18 protein-coding genes are annotated in these 19039 nt (G+C 68.0%); 9 read left to right on the top strand and 9 right to left on the bottom strand.

Annotation, left to right across the window (positions count from 1 at the left end; translation table 11 throughout):
- Nucleotides 1-30: 30 nt before the first annotated feature.
- On the bottom strand, nt 31-978 hold the full coding sequence (locus tag ACLBV5_RS14470; protein ID WP_447606118.1) for an NAD(P)/FAD-dependent oxidoreductase: 948 nt from the start codon (nt 976-978) through the stop codon (nt 31-33).
- Nucleotides 979-1794: 816 nt separating this feature from the next.
- Here ACLBV5_RS14470 and ACLBV5_RS14465 point away from each other — a divergent pair.
- The 3 genes from ACLBV5_RS14465 (at nt 1795) to ACLBV5_RS14455 (ending at nt 2668) form a co-directional block, all read left to right on the top strand.
- Nucleotides 1795-2058 carry a DksA/TraR family C4-type zinc finger protein gene (locus tag ACLBV5_RS14465; protein ID WP_349677644.1) on the top strand — a complete coding sequence of 88 codons (264 nt, stop codon included), beginning with the start codon at nt 1795-1797 and terminating at the stop codon, nt 2056-2058.
- Nucleotides 2059-2153: 95 nt separating this feature from the next.
- Complete coding sequence (locus ACLBV5_RS14460) at nt 2154-2378, top strand: DUF6894 family protein (RefSeq protein WP_447606117.1); 225 nt, start codon at nt 2154-2156, stop codon at nt 2376-2378.
- Nucleotides 2379-2476: 98 nt separating this feature from the next.
- Entirely contained in the window at nt 2477-2668 is a 192-nt protein-coding gene (locus ACLBV5_RS14455) for a hypothetical protein (RefSeq protein WP_447606116.1), read from the top strand.
- Between the two features lie 462 nt (nt 2669-3130).
- Here the strand turns inward: ACLBV5_RS14455 and ACLBV5_RS14450 are convergent, their stop codons facing one another.
- Entirely contained in the window at nt 3131-3916 is a 786-nt protein-coding gene (locus tag ACLBV5_RS14450) for a Crp/Fnr family transcriptional regulator (RefSeq protein WP_303683162.1), read from the bottom strand.
- 178 nt (nt 3917-4094) lie between these two features.
- On the opposite strand from ACLBV5_RS14450, the gene ACLBV5_RS14445 reads away from it, so the two are divergent.
- From ACLBV5_RS14445 to ACLBV5_RS14430, 4 genes are all read left to right on the top strand, one after another.
- Nucleotides 4095-4325, top strand: a complete 231-nt coding sequence (locus ACLBV5_RS14445) for a hypothetical protein (RefSeq protein ID WP_303683161.1) — start codon at nt 4095-4097, stop codon at nt 4323-4325.
- Complete coding sequence (locus ACLBV5_RS14440) at nt 4234-5121, top strand: Crp/Fnr family transcriptional regulator (RefSeq protein WP_447606115.1); 888 nt, start codon at nt 4234-4236, stop codon at nt 5119-5121. The genes ACLBV5_RS14445 and ACLBV5_RS14440 overlap by 92 nt, the downstream gene beginning before the upstream one ends.
- Before the next feature lie 362 nt (nt 5122-5483).
- Nucleotides 5484-5876: a hypothetical protein gene (locus ACLBV5_RS14435; RefSeq protein ID WP_447606114.1), complete on the top strand. Its 393-nt coding sequence runs from the start codon at nt 5484-5486 to the stop codon at nt 5874-5876.
- Nucleotides 5873-6382 (top strand): FAD-dependent oxidoreductase, encoded by a 510-nt coding sequence (locus ACLBV5_RS14430; RefSeq protein WP_447606112.1) that lies wholly within the window; start codon nt 5873-5875, stop codon nt 6380-6382. The genes ACLBV5_RS14435 and ACLBV5_RS14430 overlap by 4 nt, the downstream gene beginning before the upstream one ends.
- A 426-nt stretch (nt 6383-6808) precedes the next feature.
- Here the strand turns inward: ACLBV5_RS14430 and glf are convergent, their stop codons facing one another.
- The 7 genes from glf to ACLBV5_RS14395 form a co-directional block, all read right to left on the bottom strand.
- Complete coding sequence (gene glf, locus ACLBV5_RS14425) at nt 6809-9220, bottom strand: UDP-galactopyranose mutase (RefSeq protein ID WP_447606111.1); 2412 nt, start codon at nt 9218-9220, stop codon at nt 6809-6811.
- Nucleotides 9221-9273: 53 nt separating this feature from the next.
- Nucleotides 9274-10785, bottom strand: a complete 1512-nt coding sequence (locus ACLBV5_RS14420) for a hypothetical protein (protein WP_447606110.1) — start codon at nt 10783-10785, stop codon at nt 9274-9276.
- A complete protein-coding gene (galE, locus tag ACLBV5_RS14415; protein ID WP_303684408.1) occupies nt 10775-11782 on the bottom strand; it encodes a UDP-glucose 4-epimerase GalE in 1008 nt (335 codons plus the stop codon). The genes ACLBV5_RS14420 and galE overlap by 11 nt, the downstream gene beginning before the upstream one ends.
- Before the next feature lie 137 nt (nt 11783-11919).
- Nucleotides 11920-12108, bottom strand: a complete 189-nt coding sequence (locus ACLBV5_RS14410; RefSeq protein WP_303684407.1) for a hypothetical protein — start codon at nt 12106-12108, stop codon at nt 11920-11922.
- 65 nt (nt 12109-12173) lie between these two features.
- The gene (locus tag ACLBV5_RS14405; protein ID WP_303692368.1) at nt 12174-12926 is read right to left on the bottom strand and encodes a Crp/Fnr family transcriptional regulator; all 753 of its coding nucleotides are present in this window, start codon (nt 12924-12926) and stop codon (nt 12174-12176) included.
- A 295-nt stretch (nt 12927-13221) separates the two neighbouring features.
- Entirely contained in the window at nt 13222-14148 is a 927-nt protein-coding gene (locus ACLBV5_RS14400) for a methyltransferase (protein WP_447606109.1), read from the bottom strand.
- The gene (locus ACLBV5_RS14395; protein ID WP_303684405.1) at nt 14145-15059 is read right to left on the bottom strand and encodes an iron-containing redox enzyme family protein; all 915 of its coding nucleotides are present in this window, start codon (nt 15057-15059) and stop codon (nt 14145-14147) included. Before ACLBV5_RS14395 ends, ACLBV5_RS14400 begins: the two co-directional genes overlap by 4 nt.
- A gap of 352 nt (nt 15060-15411) precedes the next feature.
- Here ACLBV5_RS14395 and cphA point away from each other — a divergent pair, with 352 nt between their 5' ends.
- Both cphA and ACLBV5_RS14385 read left to right on the top strand, forming a co-directional pair.
- Nucleotides 15412-18186 carry a cyanophycin synthetase gene (cphA, locus tag ACLBV5_RS14390; RefSeq protein ID WP_447606108.1) on the top strand — a complete coding sequence of 925 codons (2775 nt, stop codon included), beginning with the start codon at nt 15412-15414 and terminating at the stop codon, nt 18184-18186.
- Nucleotides 18179-19003, top strand: a complete 825-nt coding sequence (locus ACLBV5_RS14385; RefSeq protein ID WP_303684403.1) for a cyanophycinase — start codon at nt 18179-18181, stop codon at nt 19001-19003. Before cphA ends, ACLBV5_RS14385 begins: the two co-directional genes overlap by 8 nt.
- Nucleotides 19004-19039: the final 36 nt, after the last annotated feature.

Below are 19039 nucleotides of genomic sequence, written 5' to 3'. Positions count from 1 at the left end.
GGGGTCGACGCACCTGCGGCGGCCTGGCGGCTAGGTCCGGCTCTGGAGCGTGGCCTGCTCCTGCTCGCGCAACCAGTTGTGGGCCCTGGTGCCCGCTAGGGCGCCGTGCCCCATGGCCACGCTGATCTGATCCAGGCCTTCGACAAGATCTCCTGCGGCGAAGACGCCCGCCACACCGCTTTCGAAGACAGCATCGGGCGTCACGCAGCCGGCCTCGGTGAGATCGAGCCCGAGCTGCTCCGCCAGGATTGAGCGCGGTCGACGCCCCAGAGCCGGGTAAATGACGTCGAACGCCAGCGAGGCGCCTGTGTCGAGACGCACGGTGATGTCATCGGCGCCGGGCTCGAGGGCGCGCAGGGCGCCGGCTTCCAGCCGGATCCCCGCATCGGCCAGAGCCCGCGCCTCGGCGGAGGAGAGTTCAGGACGGGTCAGCGGCATGAGAGTGACGGTCCGGGAATACCGGCGCAGAAAGAGGGCTTCAGCGGCGCCATTAGTGTCGCAGCCGATCACGCCTATGCGTTTGCCGATATGTTCATAGCCGTCGCACACCGGGCAGTAGCGCAGCACTCCCGCGCGGATGGCCGCCTCATGGACGGCTTCCGGCAGAGCAACCTGGTTAAGATCAACGCCGGTCGCCAGGATCACAGCGCGGCCCACCAGCGCGGAACCGTCTGCGAGATGAAGGTTGAACCCGCCCGCTACGGCCGTGATCGCTGAAACCTCCGCCTCCTGGATGTCCGCGCCGTACTGAACAGCGTGTCGGGTCATGCGGGCGATCAGATCCGGGCCGCGAACGCCTTCCGGGAACCCGGGAGCGTTATGGGTGAGAGGAATGCGCAGGGCCCGGCTCTTCCCGTCATGCAGCACGAGAACCCTCCGGCGATATCGCGCCAGATAGAGGGCCGCGGTTAGGCCTGCAGGCCCCGCGCCGATGACGACGACATCGGGTTCAGAGTTCGGTTCTGGATCTGCGGCCATGAGTTCATTTCGCGGCTTGGTCTCATGCCAACAGATGAGGAAGCGCGGCGTTCCGTTTCCGTCGCGCCGAAGGAAGCGCGCCGCCGCTCGGGGCTGAGCTGACTAAGGATTTGCTGGAGCGCTCACCCTCCAGACTGACGCGCTGCAGGACCTTAACGCCGGCGGCCGAGGAGGATCCAGCGGGTTCTGGCGATCAGGGCGCGGCAGTCGGCGCCCTCGGCCAGGCAGGATCGATGAAGCCCAGAAGGGCCTCGACCGTATTGACGAGCGGGCCAGGGCGCCGGTCAGACCGCCCTGCGTGGCAACTGCCGAGGCGTCCACGCCCAGGCGCGGGGGGCGGCGAGGAGGATCGTGCTTGGCGCCCAGACGCTCAGGAGGCGGGGCTTTTTGGGTTCGCCATCGATCCTGAGCTTCATGGCTCGGCGCCGAGGTCGATGGTCCCTGAGCCTTGCGCCGAACCCCATCCGTGTCGATCACCAGGGTGCGTGACGAGACGACGCCGTCGGCGACCTTGAAAATCGCATGTGTCCTTGGGGCTGCGCAACCTGCCCCCTGGTTTCGCCTCACGACGTGCGTCGGGTCAGGCGCAACGACCCTGACCAGCCGGGCGGGTGCGCGCTTCATCGCAGGCCATCCCCTTGGGCGCCCTGTGCAGAACGGGGCGACCGTCACGCGAGCGGGGCCCTCCAGATTGGGTCCAGCCGCCTCGCCAAACTGAAACACTCTGGACAGGGCGGTGAACCTTGCCGGCCAAGCTGGGATTAGGCGCGTACTGCCCATATCGCATCCTCAATCATCAAAAGGGAGGCGACATTCATGGCAGGCGGTTGGACTCGAGACGGCGCTGTGCTCGATCAGATTCACGACACCGTCGTCGACGGCGTCCTCAACGCTCGCGCGCGAATGCCCACGGGACCCGGCCGCGAATTCTGTCTTGAGTGCGGCGACGCCATCCCCGAAGCGCGCCGACGCGCCATGTCGGGGGCGGTGACCTGCGTATCCTGCCAATCCGGTCGGGATGGACGGATCGTGACCGGGGGCATCAACCGGCGTGGAAGCAAGGACAGTCAGTTGCGCTAGGCTCGCTCACGCCATCATGGCTTGGCGCACGATTAGGGCTGTGTCCGGTATCGGCCATTTGCGCCCCGGGCGGCCGCCCGGACGTAGATGTCGTCATGGCGACCTATGATTTCATTGTTAGCGGCGTTGATCCTGATATGGCCCTCCAGAGCGCAGCGCCGTCGGATGCTGACGCCTGGCGCGAAGCGGTGCTCTTTCTTTCCGAAATCCTGCGCGAAAGGCCTGTCCGGGAGGGCGGCGCCTTCTCGTTTGAGATCATCGTTCGCAACGAGGGTCGCGAAGTCTGCAGGGTCGGGGCGTCTTCCAGCTGGATCAGATAGGCGAAGGCTGGCGCAAGACCGGCGGTCACGCCAAAAAGGGGCGACCGCGAGCAGGGCGACCTGCACGGCGTTGCTTCGAAAGTGCAAGGACCAGAACCATGAGCACGCGCGAGCAGACTACCAGGACGCAGGAACTCCCGGCGCTGCCGGGAAAGCTGGGCGAAATCGAGGCCCTTCTTCAGGCGGCGAGATCGCTTGGCGGGACGAGCGGCGAACGAGCCGTCCTGGATAAAATCTCTCGGATCATCGCCCGGTCATCCGGCGACATTTACCAGAAGCCGCTAGGCTGAAGCTGATTCACGCCTGCTCGGGATGATGCGTGCGAGCGCCGGTCCGGTTGCGGCGACGTCTGCGGTCGGGCTGCGCGGCGCCAGTCGGACGCGCCGACCCCGGTGCATGTCCAGAGCGGGTCTGCCGCCTCCTCTTCGGGAAGGCGTCGCGCGCCTCCTCGCGGCCTTCCTTCGCCCGCCATCCCCAGTGTCGTCAAGACGACATTCTCGTCCAGAACGCCGCTCCTCGCGTTATGGCGCCGAAAGGTTGGAGACATGGGCGTCGTCGTTTCTTTTCCCACCAAAGCCCGCGCATCTCGCAAGCGCCGCGCCTGGCCCCTGCTGGCGGCTGGGGCAGGCGCCGTGGTTCTGGTCGCGGTCGGCATTTTGCTCGCTGGCCAGGATCTTCTTCGCGGAGCCCAGGGGGACTCATCGACCCAGGCGGCGGGACTCCTGCCGCATTCCCTCGCCGGCGTCCCCTGATCAGGCCGTGTTGCGCACGCGGACGTCGCGGGAGACCCAGCTGGCGGCTTCCGGCGGACGGAGCGACGCCGTTGTCGCGGCCGCTGCGGAAACCCTGGGATCGCCGCAACCGCAAGAAACGGCCCGTAGGCCGGCCAGATTCAGGATTTGGACCTTCCCACGACTGAAACGCACGAGTCCTTGGGCCTGGAGGCGTCCAGCGGCCGCGTTGACGCTGGTTCTCTGCACGCCGAGCATGGCGCCGAAATCGGACTGAGTCAGGCGCAGGGGAGCGCCATTGGCCCCGCAATGCAGCCGGACCAGCCATTTGGCCAGCCGCTCCTGAACGAGGTGGGAGGCGTTGCAGACCGCTTCGGCGGCCAGACCGGTCAGGCGACCCGATGACTGGCGGGCTACCAGACGAGTCAACCAGTCACGGCCGAGGTGCTCGACGACGCAGTCCGCGGGCACGCGGCAAAGAGTGGTGTCGATCAGCGCCCGAGCCGGAGGGCGGTCGCCGTCGGGCTCCAGGGCTTGATCCCAACCGTGGACAGATCCCGCGACGATGGTCGCAACGCAGACGCCGTCGCTTTTAGGGAAGAGGCCCAGGACGCCCGTCAGAACAAAGGAGAGGAAACCGTCTTCCTCCAAAGCCTGGCCGGCAGGCAAAGACGTCAGTCGGCGCCGAGCCAGAGCGGTCGATTGAAAGCGGTCGGGAAGCGCCTGGAAGACAGGGTGGTCGCCCAGGTCCAGGTGCGGCTGATGAAAGCCGCAGCCTGTATTGGTGAGGCTGATCATAGGTTGCATGTCGGACTCCTGAGCCCAGAGTGACGCCCTGGGCGCGAACCGCACTTACATAGGTTAGGAAAAAAGCGAGACGGCCGCGAGGCGCTTGTCGCGCGCCGCATGTTTCATCAGAGTCCGCCTTCGTACAGAAGGAACGAGGGCCCAGATGCCGGATTCAGCTTCCAGAGCAGGAGGCGATATGGCTCTCTACACTATCCGCTACAGCGCACGCGGGACCGGCGTGCTGAGAACCGAGCTCGTCGTCGCCGACGAGCCGCAGGGGACGATCGCCCAGGTGAAGCGTCGTCTGAGCGGCAGCCGGACCTTCCGGGAGGCCAGTGTCTTCGAGGACGGCGAGTTGCGCTTCACCATCTCGTCCGACGCCAAGGGCGTGGCGACGGCGGGGGGAGAGATCAACCCGAAATTATGAGCGAGAGCGGAGCGCGACGGAACGCGTCCCACACCGGGGGATTATCCAAGGCGCACCCTGGCTCGAGGAGACCGTCCTGATCAGCACCCTGATCCAGAAGCTGTCGCGTCGTGACGAACTTACCGCAGCCGAGACGCGGGTTCTGGAAGAACTGCTGCAACCCCCGATCGTCATACCGGCGGGGACGGATATCGTCAGTCAGCATTCGACGCCCGGGTTCAGCACCTTGGTCCTCGATGGGTTCGCCGCACGTTATGTCATGCTGACGAACGGCTCTAGGCAAATCACGCAACTGAACGTGCCAGGCGACTTCGTCGATCTTCACAGTCTGATGATGAGCCCGATGGATCATGGGGTGGTCGCCCTGACCCGCTGCACAGTCGCGCGGTCTCCTCATGAGGGCCTGCGCCGGCTGACGGAGTCTGAACCCCATCTCACCCGTCTGCTCTGGCTGGATACCCTGATCGACGCCGCCGTGCATCGGCAATGGATCGCGGGTCTTGGACGGCGGCCAGCGGTGGCGCGGCTCGCCCATCTCCTGTGCGAACTCTATCTCCGGCTGGAGATCGTCCATCGCGCGGGAAGCTGCAAGATGGAACTTCCTGTCAGCCAGGCCGTGCTTGCAGACGTCCTTGGACTGTCGGAAGTCCACGTTAATCGTTCCATAGCCCAGCTCCGGACCGCGGAACTGGTCAAATGGAAAGGACGCGCCATTAAGATTTGCGATTGGGACGGTTTGGTCAGGCAGGCGGAGTTCGACGCAACCTATCTGAGGCTGACAAGAGCGCCGGTCTAGGTTGGGTTCAGCTCGAGGCCGCGATCGCGAGCGCCGGGCGAGCATGTTCAGAACGTCCTTCTTTCTGAAAATAAGGTCGGAATGAACAAACTGCTGGCCGCCGACGCTCCGCCGGCCGAAGTCTGGTCACTGGCGGTTGAGAGGGGCCGGGCGAAAACCCGTTGGATGCGGGCCGGCGGGCGAGGCGCCGGACTTTTCGCGACCCCTGCAGGAAGCGGGGATTGTTTCAGGACGAGGAACCAGATCGTAATCGTGGGCGGCGAGGCTGGCGGACTTGATCCCGCCGCCCGTCTCGGGCGCCGGCTGGGGCCCCGCGACGGGCCTCGCCAGGTGCTTCTCATAGATCGCGCGGTCTTCCATTTGTGGAAGCCCTCCCTTCACGAGGTCGCGGCCGGCTCGCTGCATTCGAGACAGGAAGGTCTCGACGATCTGACGCTCGGGCGCCGCAATCATTTCAGGTTTGTGCTGGCGAGGTCGAAGGGCTCGACCTCGACGCACGCCGCCTTCGCCTGGCCAAAACCTATGGCGCGGCGGAGCACGCCTGCCTGCTGGAGGATGTCGCGGATGCAGAGGCCTTTCACCGACAGCTCGCCGCGCTCTTCCTGTCATCCGCCTATGACGGTCGCCATCTGCTGAGGATCGCCATCGTCGGCGCCGGGGCGACCGGGATCGAACTGGCCACAGAGCGTCTCGAAGGACATGCGGTCCTGTCGGCCGCGCTCGACCCGACCGAGCGGTTCATGCTTGAGGTGTGACGGTGGAGGCCGCGCCTCGCATATTCGGCGGTCTTCCCCAAACGGTCGCCGACAGGGCGGCACAGGCGCTGCAGGCGCGCGGCGTACGACTTGTCGTCGGGGCGCGCGTGACGCGAGTGCGCGCAGACGGGCTCGAGACCAGCGTCGGCGACATTGCGGCCGACCTGATCGTCTGGGCGGCCGGGGTGAAGGCGGCCGAGATCAACCTGGGCTTCGGCCTGGCCACGGGCCGCCTCAACCAGTTCGTCGTGGACGACCGCCTGCGCGCCTCCGCGCCGGGAGTCTACGCCATGGGCGACTGCGCCGAGGCGCCCGGCCCCGGTGGGCGTCCGGCGCCCGCCAGGGCCCAGGCCGCATCCCAGGAGGCGGCCTATCTGGCCAGAGCCTTGACGCAGGCGGGCGATCCCGGTCCCTATCGCTACCGCGACAGGGGGTCCCTCATCTCCCTCGGGCCGGGCCCTGGGCTGGGCTGCCTCATGGGCGGACTCGCGGGGCGGACTTCCTGATTGAGGGGCTTATAGCGCGCTAGGCCTATATGGCCCTCCACCTCCAGCACCATCGCGTTGTCGTGGGCTTGCCCAGGACGGTCCTGCTGGCCTTAGGCCGGTTGCTCCACCGTCGGGTCTCAGGAAGGCTCAAGCTTCACTGACGACAGGACGCCCAGACCACTGGACGCCCGCGCTCAGGCGCGCCGCGTCGGCGCGGGCGGCGGGGGCGCGCCCCGGCTTCGCAGGCCGCCAGAGCGGCGCATCAGCGGCGGTCGGCCGAAGAGGAAGGCCAGCAACCGGCCAAGAAGGCCGTCCCGTCTTGTCGATCTGGATCCCGCTGTGGACATCACGCCATCCTGACCCTGCTCGCAGGGGCGCCCAATAACATGGGTTAGGAAGGCGGATCTCCGTCAGGGCAGACGATGGGCTCGGCGGCGCCCGGCGTCAGGCCCGGACGCCCGGACTTGCGGCCAGGCCCGAGACGGCGGATGTCCTCGTCAAACGACGGAAGGCCGCCAGGGACTGTCCGGTCACCTGGTCCATGTTGTAGTAGCGATATGTGGCGAGGCGACCCACGAAGCTGACATCGCGACGCGCCAGGGCGAGCGCCTCATACTGCTTGAAAAGCGCCTGGTTCTCCGGTCGGGGAACCGGATAATAGGGATCGCCCTCGTCGCAGGGATACTCATAGCTGATGCTCGTGCAGGAATGCTGTTGCCCCGTCAGCCGCTTGTACTCCGTCACCCGCGTATAGGGCACGGTCTCGTCCGGATAGTTTACGACCGCGGCAGGCTGGAAGCTTTCCTGCTGGAGCGTTTCATGGCGGAACTGCAGCGACCGGTAGGGCAGGCGCCCGTAGCAATGGTCGAAGAACTCGTCGATCGGGCCCGTGAAAACCAGGTGGTCGTAGACCACCTCGGCCTCGACATCCCTGAAGTCCACGTCCGTCTCTACCCGGATGCCGGGATGATCGAGCATGTTCTCGAACATGCGCGTGTAGCCGTTCAGCGGCATAGCCTGGAAGGCGTCGGTGAAATAGCGGTCGTCGGTGCTGGCTCGCGTCGGAACGCGCGCCGTCACGGAACGGTCCAGCTGCGACGGGTCCAAGCCCCACTGCTTGCGGGTATAGCCTCGGAAGAAGGTCTCGTAGAGCTCGCGGCCGACGGCTGAGATCACGACATCCTCGGATGTGACCACCTTGTCGACCGGCTCCGCCCGCGACGCCAAGTAGGCTTCTGCCTGCTCGTCGGACCTGAGATCCAGTCCGTAGAGAAGATTGAGCGTCGTGCGGTTGATGGGCATGGGGACGAGCCGGTCCCCCACGCGGGCCAGAACCCGATGTTCATAGGGGCGCCAGGGGGTGAAGCGCGAAAGATAGTCGAACACTTCCGCCGAGTTGGTGTGGAAGATGTGGGGACCGTACCTGTGAACCAGGACTCCCGCGGCGTCGGGCTCGTCGTAGGCGTTGCCTCCGATGTGGGACCGGCGATCAATCAGGAGCACCCGGCGTCCGCTCGACGCCAGACGCTCGGCCATGACCGAACCCGCGAACCCCGCGCCGACGACGAGAGCGTCGTAATGCGAAGCCCGCCCCGACGGCCGGATGCAGGGAGCCTCAGGCGCCGCAGCGAGGGCGGAGGCGCTTTGGCTCTCGCACCGGCCTCCGTCTTCCGGGACAGGGTCTCTTTGTGAAGCGGCTCTGTCGACCATGACCGCCATCCGGGCCTGGGTCTGGTCCCATGACAGGTTGGCCAGCGCGGCGTCCGCCTCGTCCAGCCAGGCCCGGTTCTCTCTCTGAACGAGGGCTGCATCACAGCCGGCCACGAAGGCGTTGGCGCCTGCCGCGATGTGGACGCCCTGCAGCGTCCCGTAATGCCGCATCACGTCGGCGATCGGGGTCGAGATCACCGGCCGGCCCCCCGCCAGGTATTCGGGGGTCTTGGTGGGGCTGATGAAACGGGTGGACTCATTGATCACGAAGGGCATGAGAGCCGCGTCCCAGCCGCCCAGGAGGTCCGGGAGCTCTTCGTAGCGCCTTAATCCCAGGTAGTGGATGTTGGGACGGCGGGGCAGGTCCGCTTCGTCGATCTTGACTACGGGGCCCACGAAGATGAGCGACCAGTGGGGTCGGGCGTCGGCGACCGCCGCTATGAGATCCAGGTCCATCCGTTCGTCGATGACGCCGTAGAAGCCGAGTCGCGGGCCCGGCAGGTTGGCCTGGGCCGGATGATCGGCCCCGCGGCGCGCCCGCGCAAAATGCGGGACGTCGACGCTGGAGGGGAAGGGGTGGATGTTGGCGTGCCGGGTCCGCCTGGCTTCGTAGAGGCTGAAACCTCCGGTGAACACCACGTCCGCCGCGCTCATCAATTCGGCCTCGAGGATTCGGAGCTCCGGCGGTGCGAACCGGAAGGCGGAGAGCTCGTCCATGCAGTCGAACACCACGGCCGCGGCCTCCACGTGTCGGGCGATCGGCAGCATCATGGGGGTGTAGTACCAGAGCACCGGGCGGACCACCGCGCGTTCCGCGAGAAGATCCTCCAGCAGCTGTCTCACGACGGCGTCCCGGCAGGGCCCATCGACGCCGTGCGGCAGTCGCGGCGTCGCGACCCGCACGCCCGTGTCCGGGCAGACCCGGACATCGAGGCCCACAGGGGCGCCCGGGTCGGCGGGGAGGGGTTCCTCAAGGAAGATCACCGGCCGGGTCCGTGCGAAACGGGCCATCAGGTGCTGGGGCCGCTGGAAGACGAAATCCCACCGCAGATGAGAGAGGCAGACGATCGGGTCCCGTCGCGCATGCGGAAGATCGAGAATGTCGGCGGCGGGGGCGGCGGGAAACTCTGTCATGGCGGCTTTCATCAAGAGGGCCTTGATCAAAGCCTGCGGCCGCCGCCCGTATCCCTGTGTCGGGTCTAGCGCACAGGGCCGCAGAGGCGTCGGTCGATCAGCAGATCCAGGGCGCGCCGCAGCGGGGTTTCCGAAACCGTGAAGGGCCAGGCCCCGGTTCCCGCGTCGCCGCCGGCCGCCAGGCGCAATCCGCGCCGTTCACACTCCGCCATGAGCTCCGGGTCCAGGTCGATGCAGCAGATGGCCTGCGCCGGGGCGGCGTCGCCCGGTCCACCGGAAGGGCGCGTAGACGCCGCCGGCGTGTAGAGCAGGCGCTGGGCGCGCCGCCACCAGCCGGTCTCGGTCGCAAGCGTCATGCCCGTGTCCCCGTCCAGCGCCAGATCTCTCACCAGGGCGGCGAGGGCGGTCGCACGGGGCGCGCCCTCCGAAAGGTCGAAGACGCCGGTCTCATAGCGTCCGTCCGCGCGGGTCAGCAGACTGTCCCAATCGAAGCTGCCCAGGAGATTCCAGACGGTCACCGCCTCCACCTTGACCCCCGAACGGCGAACCTCGAGAGCCGCCGACCAGCATTCGTGGAGCCAGCGCAACTGCTCCTCGCGGGTGCAGCCAAGGTGGCATTCGGTGACGATGAGGGGGATACGGTAGCGGTCCCAGAGCGCTTGCAGGTGGGCTTTCCAGCCCGGCGGCGGGGGGTCGAGGACGCGCACCGCCTCGACATCGGCGTAGGCGAGACGCCCGTTTCCGCCATGCAGGGCCGCGGGGTAGCGATCCAGCCGGTGATCCAGAAAGCGATCGCTGGTGAGGTAGTGATTGAGGCCGATCACCGGCGGGCAGGGATCGGCCGAAACGGCGTCCAGCCGAGCGGCGAAACCCATGCGGGCCAAATGAGAATAGAGGTCGTGATCAGGCGTCACCCGTCCGCAGAGGAGGTCCCAGGTCATCAGCCTTCGGCGGTTCTCGTGATCGGCCTGCTCCTGGCAAGGCGGGGTGGCGTAGGTCCGGCCGAAATCCTCGGTCTGGATCAGGCGGGCCTCCGGTATGATCCGGCGGATCTCGCGCATGGCGCCGCGCACGGCGTCGACCTGGTTCAGCAGGGCGAGCCAGAAAGACCGTTCATCGCGAAGATGGGGATGCCACAGACCATAGAGGGCGCTGAAGCGCGCTGTCGTCAGGGGCTCGTTGACCGGGGTCCAGTCCCGGATCCAGGGATAGCGTCGCGCGGCCGCGCCGGCAAAACGCGCCAGACCGGGCGCGAACTCCGGATCGAGAAGGCCGGTCCACGCCGGACCGGACCCGTGATGGACCAGGCCGGCGGTCACCCCCATGCCCAGGGCCCTGATCCGGCCCAGCCTCCGATCGGCCCAGGTCCAGTCTAGGACGCCCGGCGAAGTCTCCGTTCTTTCCCATAGGAGCGGGTAGCGCAGCGCCCGCAGGCCGAGCCCCGCGAACCGGTCCAGGTCCTCCTCCCTGTCCTCATGTCCGCTGAGGACGGTCTGGTCGCGAAAGGTTTCGCCGACGCGGTTCAGCGAGCACTCGTGACCGCCCCAGATTTCAAGAGGCGGCTGTTCAGGCGACATGGGCGTGGGCGGCGGCCGGGCCGAAGCGGGGCGCCAGGCGCCAGGCGAGGGCGGTCCCGATGATGGCGTCGATGTCCGTGAAGGTCGGCGACCAGTCCAGACGACGACGCGCGAGGCCCGGATCCGCCACGAGGACGGGCGGATCTCCGGCGCGCCTCGGCGCGGCCTCCCAGGGCACGGGGCGGCCCGTCGTCCGCTCAACCGCGGCGATGATCTCAAGCACGGACAGGCCTCGGCCCAGTCCGAGATTCATCGCCAGGAAGCCAGCTTCCCCCGTCGGAACCGTCAGGGCTGCGACATGGGCCTGCGCAAGGTCGGCGACATGGATGAAGTCCCGCACGCAGGCTCCGTCGGGGGTCGGGAAGTCCAGGCCGAAGAGCTTGAGGGGAGGGCCGAAACCCAATGCGGCTTCAAGGGCGAGGGGAATAAGATGGCTTTCGGGCTGATGGGCCTCGCCGAGTTCTCCCTGCGGGTCAGCGCCCGAGGCGTTGAAGTAGCGCAAGGCTACGCCTTCCACGCCATGGGCGCGGGCATGGGCGGCGATCAGGCGTTCTGCGGCCAGTTTGCTGTCGCCATAGGGATTGACGGGACACGCCGCCGCCGTTTCGTCCAGAAGCCCGGATCCGGCCTGGCCGTAAACGGCCGCGGTGGAGGAGAAAACGATCCGCCGCACGCCCTGGGCGCGCATGGCGGCCAGCACCGAGGCGACGCCATTGAGGTTGACGTCCCAGAACGCCGCCGGGTCCTGGACCGATCGACCCACCTCGATCAGGCCGGCGAAGTGGATCACGCCCTGCACGCCGTGCCGCTGCATGCAGGCGCCGAGGGCGGCGCTGTCGCGCACGTCGCCTGTCACCAAAGGACCGTATCTGACGGCGTCGCGATGGCCGTTGCTCAGGTCGTCGAACACCACGGGTTCGAATCCGGCGGCGGCGAGCGCCTTGCAGGCGTGGGAGCCGATATAGCCGGCGCCGCCCGTCACCAGTATGGTTTTCATTAGAGACCTCCGTCGCCGGAGGGGAAGGGGAGAGCCGCCTCGAGGTTGCCAGTGTCCGATCCACGACTTGGCTCCGGCCTCGCCCGAGCGCACAGGCGCGGCGCCGACAACCGGGTTGAGAACGCTGGCGGCGCGACCTAGGTCCGGGTCGAGGCCGCCGTGGAACGGGTGTCGCCGCCCGCGTTCTGTCCGGCGCGGAAGATCTTGATGGGCTTCTTTTGCTCCAGACCGTCGGTGCGCCCGTCGGTCCGGGCCGGCGCCGTCACCGTGGGGTCGGTGTTCTCCTCGGGGTCGGGTCGGGGCGGCGTGTCAGGGTTTCGAGTCATGGCGTCCTCGCGAGCGGGCATGAGGTCAACCCGTCCCCGGCCGGCGGGTTCCGGCCGCGGTCCCTCTACAGCGGTGCAATGAGCGGCCCGCAGACGGCGCTGAGATTGGCCGCCTGAACAAGACCGGGCAGATCCTGCAGCAGAGTGCGTCCCGTCCGGTAGTCGACGAGGACGTTGCGTCGGAGCTGCTGCAGCGTGCGGTTCATGTGGACCGCGCTCAGGCCGAGGATATCGGCGAGCACGTCCTGGGTCAGGGGAAGGTGCAGGGCGCCGCCGCGCGCCGTTCCCAGACGCACCTGCCGTTCGTGCAGTTCCAGCAGCAGGTGGGCCGTGCGTTCGTAGGCGTTGAGCCGGCCGAGCCGGACGACCTGGCGCGCCATGCGCAGCCGCTCGGCCGTCCGGCAGCGCCGCCAGGCCTCCCTCAGGGGAGAGGCCTGTGCACCGGGTTCGGAAAGCGTGGTCCAGAAGGCTGTGGCGTCCACCGTGACGACGTCGGTCAGGGCCCAGACCAGGAGGTCGGCGTCTACCGATCCCGAGGCGACGATCACGTCGCCCGGGAGGCTGAGACCGATGATCTGGCGTCGCCCGTCGTTCAGCATGGCGCCGCGCGCGATCCAGCCGCTCGCCACCAGCCGGGCCTGGTTGCGTTCGGGATCCATCGGAATGGCGGCGCCGGACGGCTGGTGCTGCGGCGCTCCGGTGAAGCTGCGACGGACCAGGTCTCTTCCTTCGATACCTATCGGGGCGAAGCTGGCCAACATAATCTCCAGAGGGGCGGTGAGCCGCGCTTCAAGACCTGCATCCGACTGATTCTTCATGGTCTTCGACCAACAGCACGGCTTTGGCGTCCAGTTCTTCACATAGGTTGGTTTTTGCGCATTTCGCCTGACCCAGCGGGCGGAGTTCGGCGTCTCGAGCGGCCCCGCCGGTTCAACAGGCGGCGGCCGAGGCCGTTGCGCGGCAGGTGTCGGCTCTCGGACCGTCGGAGCGGATGTTTAGCGCAGGCGCCAGCCGGCAGGGCGAGAGGGCGCGGGGGCGGCGCGAGGCGTCCAGAGCTCGTAGGAAGGCGTTTGGGCGTCGGCGGCCGCACAGGGAGGTCCGCAGCCGGACTCTTCAGACGGTGACGACGGCGCCGACGGCGGCGATGCGCTCGACCTCGGCGTAGGAAGGCCGCGCGAGGCTGGCCCCGAAAACATCAGGATCGATCTCTTCATAGACCAGCCGCGCCCCGGCTTGGCGCGCCAGGGCGGCGAGGGCGGCGCGCACCAGATCGCGGCCTTCCACGACCGGGGCGCCGGTGTAGAGCACGAAGGCTCCGCCGGGCGCGAGACGGGAGAGGGCTTCGCTCGCCCATCCCAGAGCGACCTCCGCCCCGTATTGACCGCCTCCGTCGCGATACAACCGCCCGCTGCGGCCAGCCATATAGGGCGGATTGGCGGCGATCAGGTCCCAGACGCCCTCGGCGGGGAAGCCGCCCGGGCGGAGGTCGATCGGGAGCCCGGCATGTCGGGCGTTGAGGCGGCTTAGGCGAAGGGCCTGGGGATTGATGTCGGTCGCGGCGACAGCGGCGTCCGGATCGAGGGCGGCGATCGCCAGGGCTCCGGCTCCCGCCCCGACGCCGATCTCCAGCGCCTGTCGCCAGGCGCAGCCGGACAAGGCCTGGCGCAGGAAACGCACGTAACGATAGCTGTCCGGTCCCAGAAAGACGGCTTGCTCGTCCGCGGACGAGGCGGAATGCAGGTGCAGGCGTCCGTCCAGACGGCTCACGCGTAGTCGGGCGCGCAAGCCATCGGGGTCTTCGGAGAGGGCGTCGGCCGCCTTCAGGACGTCCATAAGCCACGCGGGCGCGGTTTCGGGACAGAAGGCCCGGCCCCATCCAAGGATATCGCGAAGAAGGTCGGCCTCGGCCGCCCGGCGCCGCCGCGCGACCAGGCGATGGACCGCCGGGGTCGGCGAGACGAAGTCATAACCGACGCTCTCCAGACGGGAAAGCAGCTCAAGCAGCGCGGCGTCGCCGGGCGCAAAGGCCTGCGTCGTCACGCCGAGCGACGCAGGGGAGCCTGGCCCCAAAGATGGGCACGGTAGGCGTCGAAACAGCGGGCGCCGGCCATCAGCCGCATGATCGCGCCTTCAGCAAGGGCGCGGACGCACTCCGGCCGCTCCTGCGCTAGGGGGCGAAGCACTTCCTCGTTCCAGGCTTCGGAATGGGCGATGTCCAGGGTCGCGTGGAGGGCGAAATACTTGCGCTCCACGCCGACGCCTAACCGTTTCAAGCCTTCGGCCACATGGGCGGCTCGCCATGGAGCCGTGAGCTCCACCGCCCCCAAGGCCCCGAGGGCGTGGTAGGCGTAACGTCTTTGGGTGGAGAAGGCGACAAGGGTATTGCCCAGGGCGAGGGACGGCCACGCCGTTTCCTCGATCCGGGGATGCAGGTCGAGCGCCGTCGCTAGACGGTCCAGCATGGGACCATGCATGCCAGCCTCCGACCCGCGACCCATTTCGTCCCAGTAGTTGCGCGCCAGCTCGAGCTTGGGCCGGGTCGGCATCTTGACCTGGGCCATCGCCACGAGGTCCTCAAACCCGGCTTCGCCGGCCACCTCCTGCAGCAGGAACCAGCGCATCTCCTCCATCGAGGCCGTCTCGGCCAGCCAGGGGAAGAGCGGGTCCGCCTCGCCGGGACCGGATCCTTTGAGCGCCTCGAACCAGGCGACGAAGCCGTCCGCCGTGGCGGGGAGATCGGCGAGCCAGGGGGCGGCCTCGACCCGGGCCCGTTCGATGAAGTCGCCCTCGACCAGCATCATCTCCGCATCATAGCGGACATCATCGCGCCAAGCACGGCCCGGCGTGGCCGGGGCGAGGCGGCGGTGGTTCCAGTGCGCCAACCGGCGATGAAAGCCCGCCGGATCCGAGGGTTCGGAGGCGGGAAGCGAGGCCGGACCTTCTGAGGACATGAAAGGCTCCTGTGAGTGGGGATTGCCATACGCCTTGCCGCGGCCCCGGGTTCCCGAAGGGACAGGAGGCGGCGAAATCCCGCTCTCGGTGTCCGGTTTCGGACTGTGGAACTGGGTTCGGGACAGTCGGTTCAACCAATCCTTCAGGGAGGTGTCGAGTGGAACAGAATGGATTTGCATGGACGATCCGCCAGGTCGGGGAGACCTGGACCTGGGCTGTGACAGCCCCGGGAGGCGGGACCGTCCTTGTCTCTGGCCAAGCTCCGTCAAGGGCCGCAGCAGCCGCCATGGTGGTCCGCGCCCTAGCGCGAGGCATGACCGAGGCGGCGCCTCGGGAATTGGCCGCATAAGCATGACGGCGACGAGCGGAGAGCGGGCGATGCAGGTCCTGGAGCGAAGCGTCTATCGCGGCCCCCACCTGTACAGCGCCAGGCCCATGGTGCGGATCCGCCTGGATCTGGGGCGGATGGAGGACTGGCCGACGGATCGGCTGGGCGATTTTTCGACTCGCCTGCTGGAGGCGCTTCCCGGCCTGGATCGACACGGATGCTGCTACGGGGAACCGGGCGGATTTGTCCGACGTCTTCGGGACGGGACTTGGTTCGGCCACGTGGCGGAGCACGTCGCCCTTGAACTGCAGACGCGCGCGGGAACCCCTGTCACCCGGGGTAAGACGCGTTCAGTGCGCGGGCAGCCGGGCGTCTACGACATTCTCTTCACCTATCGGGACGAAACGACGGCCCTTCTGGCCGGACGGCTGGCCCTGCAGGTTTGCAACGCCCTGCTGCCGGAAGCGCTCGCTGGGATCAGCGGCCTGGACAGGGTCTGCGCAGACAGTCTGGATCCGCGCCTCCCGGGCGCCGTCCAGGCCGACGAGGCGGCGGCCATTCTCCGCGGCGCGGTGCGCCGGACGGCGTTCGGACCCTCTACCCAGGCTCTGGTCGACGCCGCGCGACGCCGAGGGATTCCCGTCGAACGTCTCAACACCGGGAGCCTCCTGCGCCTGGGATGGGGCGCGCGGCAGAGGCGCCTGCGCGCCAGCGTGACGGACCGCACGGGCCTGATCGCGGCCGAACTGGCGGGCGACAAGGCCCAGGCCAAGGCCTTGCTCGAGGCCGCGGGGTGTCCGACCGCCCGCGGAGAGGTGGTGCGCAGTGCGGACGAGGCCGCCGCCGCAGCCGCACGCCTGGGCGGGAGGGTCGTGGTCAAGCCGCTCGACGGCAACCATGGACGGGGCGTGACGACAGGCCTGGACACGCCCGAGGCCGTCAGGACGGCTTTCGGCCTGGCCGCGCCCCACGGACGGCGGGTCATCGTCGAACAAGAGCTTCCTGGCCGGGATTATCGGGTCCTGGTGGTCGACGGCAGGGTCGTCGCCGTCGCCGAGCGTCGGCCGCCGTGCGTCGAGGGCGACGGGCGCCGGTCGGTGTCTGAACTGCTGGAGGAGGTCAACGCCGATCCGCGTCGGGGCGTCGGCCATGAGAACAGCCTGACCGTGATCCGTCTTGACGAGGAGGCGCTGACGCTACTGGCCCGCCAGGGCCTGTCCCCCGAAAGCGTTCCGGGGCCCGGCGTCAGAGTCCTGCTGCGAACCGCGGCCAATCTTTCCTCGGGCGGGACGGCGACGGACCGGACCGAGGAAATCCATCCGGCCAACGCCGCCATCGCCCGGCGGGCCGCCCTAGCCCTCGGCCTGGACGTGGCCGGGGTGGATCTTCTGGCGCCGGACATCCGCCGCTCGGTGCGCGACACCGGCGGGGGCGTGGTCGAGGTCAATGCGGCGCCGGGATTGCGGATGCATCTGTCGCCTTCGGAGGGCGAGGCGAGGGACGTCGCCCGGCCGATTGTGGACATGTTGTTTCCGCGCGGCGTCCGGTCCCGCATCCCCGTGATCGCGGTGACGGGCACCAACGGGAAATCGACGGTGGGCCGGATGATCGCCCATGTGCTGCAGACGGAAGGACGCGTCGTGGGTCTGACCAACACCAGCGGCGTCTATGTCGACGGGGAGAGGATCCGCGCCGGCGACGCCAGCGGTCCGCGCAGCGCCCGCATGGTGCTCAATGATCCTGTCGTCGATGTCGCGGTGCTGGAGTGCGCCCGAGGCGGCATCCTGCGCGAGGGACTAGCCTTCGACCGCTGTGACGTCGGCTGCGTCCTCAACGTCCAACCGGACCACCTGGGGCTCAAAGGGGTGGACACGCTTGAGGACCTGGCGAAGGTCAAGTCGGTGGTGGCAGAGGCCGTGTCGCGGCGGGGGCTGAGCGTCCTCAACGCCGATGATCCCCTGACCCTGCGTATGGCGCGCCATGCCGGAGGCCGTGTCTGCTGGTTCTCCATGCGCGGCGGCGCCGAGTCGCCGGGCTTCCTGCTCAAGCATGTGGCCGAAGGCGGCGCGGCGGTCCTCTATGACGCCGCGAGCGGCGTGATCGAGCTTCATGACCGGGGCGAGCGCCGCCGGTTGGGTCATGCTGCGGACCTGCCTTCGACCCTGGGCGGGGCGGCCGCCTTCAATGTGGCCAACATCCTGGCGGCTTCGGCAGCCTGCTACGGCGTGGGCGTGCCGCCAGAGCGGATCGGGGCGGCCCTGGGCAGCTTCACATCCAGCTACGAGCAGAATCCCGGCCGCCTCAACATCTGCGACCAGCACGGCTTGCGGGTCGTCATGGACTACGCCCACAATCCGGACGGCCTTCGGGCCCTCTGCGGCCTTGTGGCCGCGATCAGGCCCGCCGGCGGTCGGACCATCGCCATGATCAGCATCCCCGGCGACCGGCGGACGCAGGAAATCGTCGCCATGGGCGAGATCAGCGCCGGCTTTTTCGACGAGGTCGTTTTCAGGGAGACGCCTGACAACCGCGGTCGTCCCGCCGGCGAAGTGATCCGCCTTCTCGCCGAAGGCGCGCTGCGAAGCGGTGCGGACGGCTCGCGTTTCCGCGGCGTGCAGAAGGAAGAGGACGCCGTGGCCGCATGTCTTGAAGCGGCGCGACCCGGGGACCTCGTCATCCTGACGCCGACCCGTATCGAAGCAGTTTGGGCGCAGATCCAGGCCTTTCGTCCCGCCTTTCCGTCCTCCGCCCTGGGCTTGAATGCGCCCGGCGTCATCCTGGAGCCTCCCCATGGGTAAGGGCCCCCTGATCATCATCGGCGGACATGAGGACAAGACCGGCGAGCGGGTCATCCTCAAGGAGGTCGCCCGGCGCCTCGACGGCGGCAAGCTGGTGATCGCGACCATCGCCTCCCATAAACCCGAGGGCTATTTCGACAGCTATCGGGAAGGCTTTAAGGGTCTCGGCGTCGGGGAACTGATCGAGCTCTACGTCGAGGACCGGGCCGAGAGCCATGAGCAGGACCTTCTCGACAGGCTCGAGGGAGCCGCCGGCGTCTTCTTCAGCGGCGGCGACCAGCTCAGGCTGGCCAGCCAGATCGGCGACACGCCGATCGAACGACGCATTCGCGATCTCCATGCGCGCGGGGGCCTGATCGCAGGCACATCGGCGGGGGCTTCGGTGATGAGCGAGACCATGCTGGTCAAGGGACCGAGCGCGGAGTCCTACAGGATCGGCGAGGTGCACATGGCTCCCGGACTGGGCCTGCTCCCCAATGTCATCATCGACCAGCACTTCGCCGAAAGGGGACGGTTCGGCCGGCTGCTGGGCGCGGTGGCCCACAATCCGCGGCTCATGGGGCTTGGCATTGACGAAAACACGGCTGTGGTGGTCGAGCACGGGCGGTTGAGGGTGCTCGGCGACGGCGCCGTCTATGTCGTCGACGGGGAGGATGCGACCCATTCCAATATCTCGGAAGGCGGGGCCGAGGACGCCCTGTCCATGTTCGACGTGCGCCTCCACGTCATGTCGCAAAGCGATGTGTTTGACCTGGACCGCCGTCGCCCCCAGCGCGCCGGTTCGGAAGGAAAGGGTGAGAGCGGCGATCCGCTGTGACCTGAATCCGACACGCCGACCCGGGCGCCGGTTGGA

This window comes from Brevundimonas sp. M1A4_2e, assembly GCF_053345555.1.
Note: the sequence above shows the minus strand (reverse complement) of the source record. Positions and strands in the feature narration are given on the sequence as shown.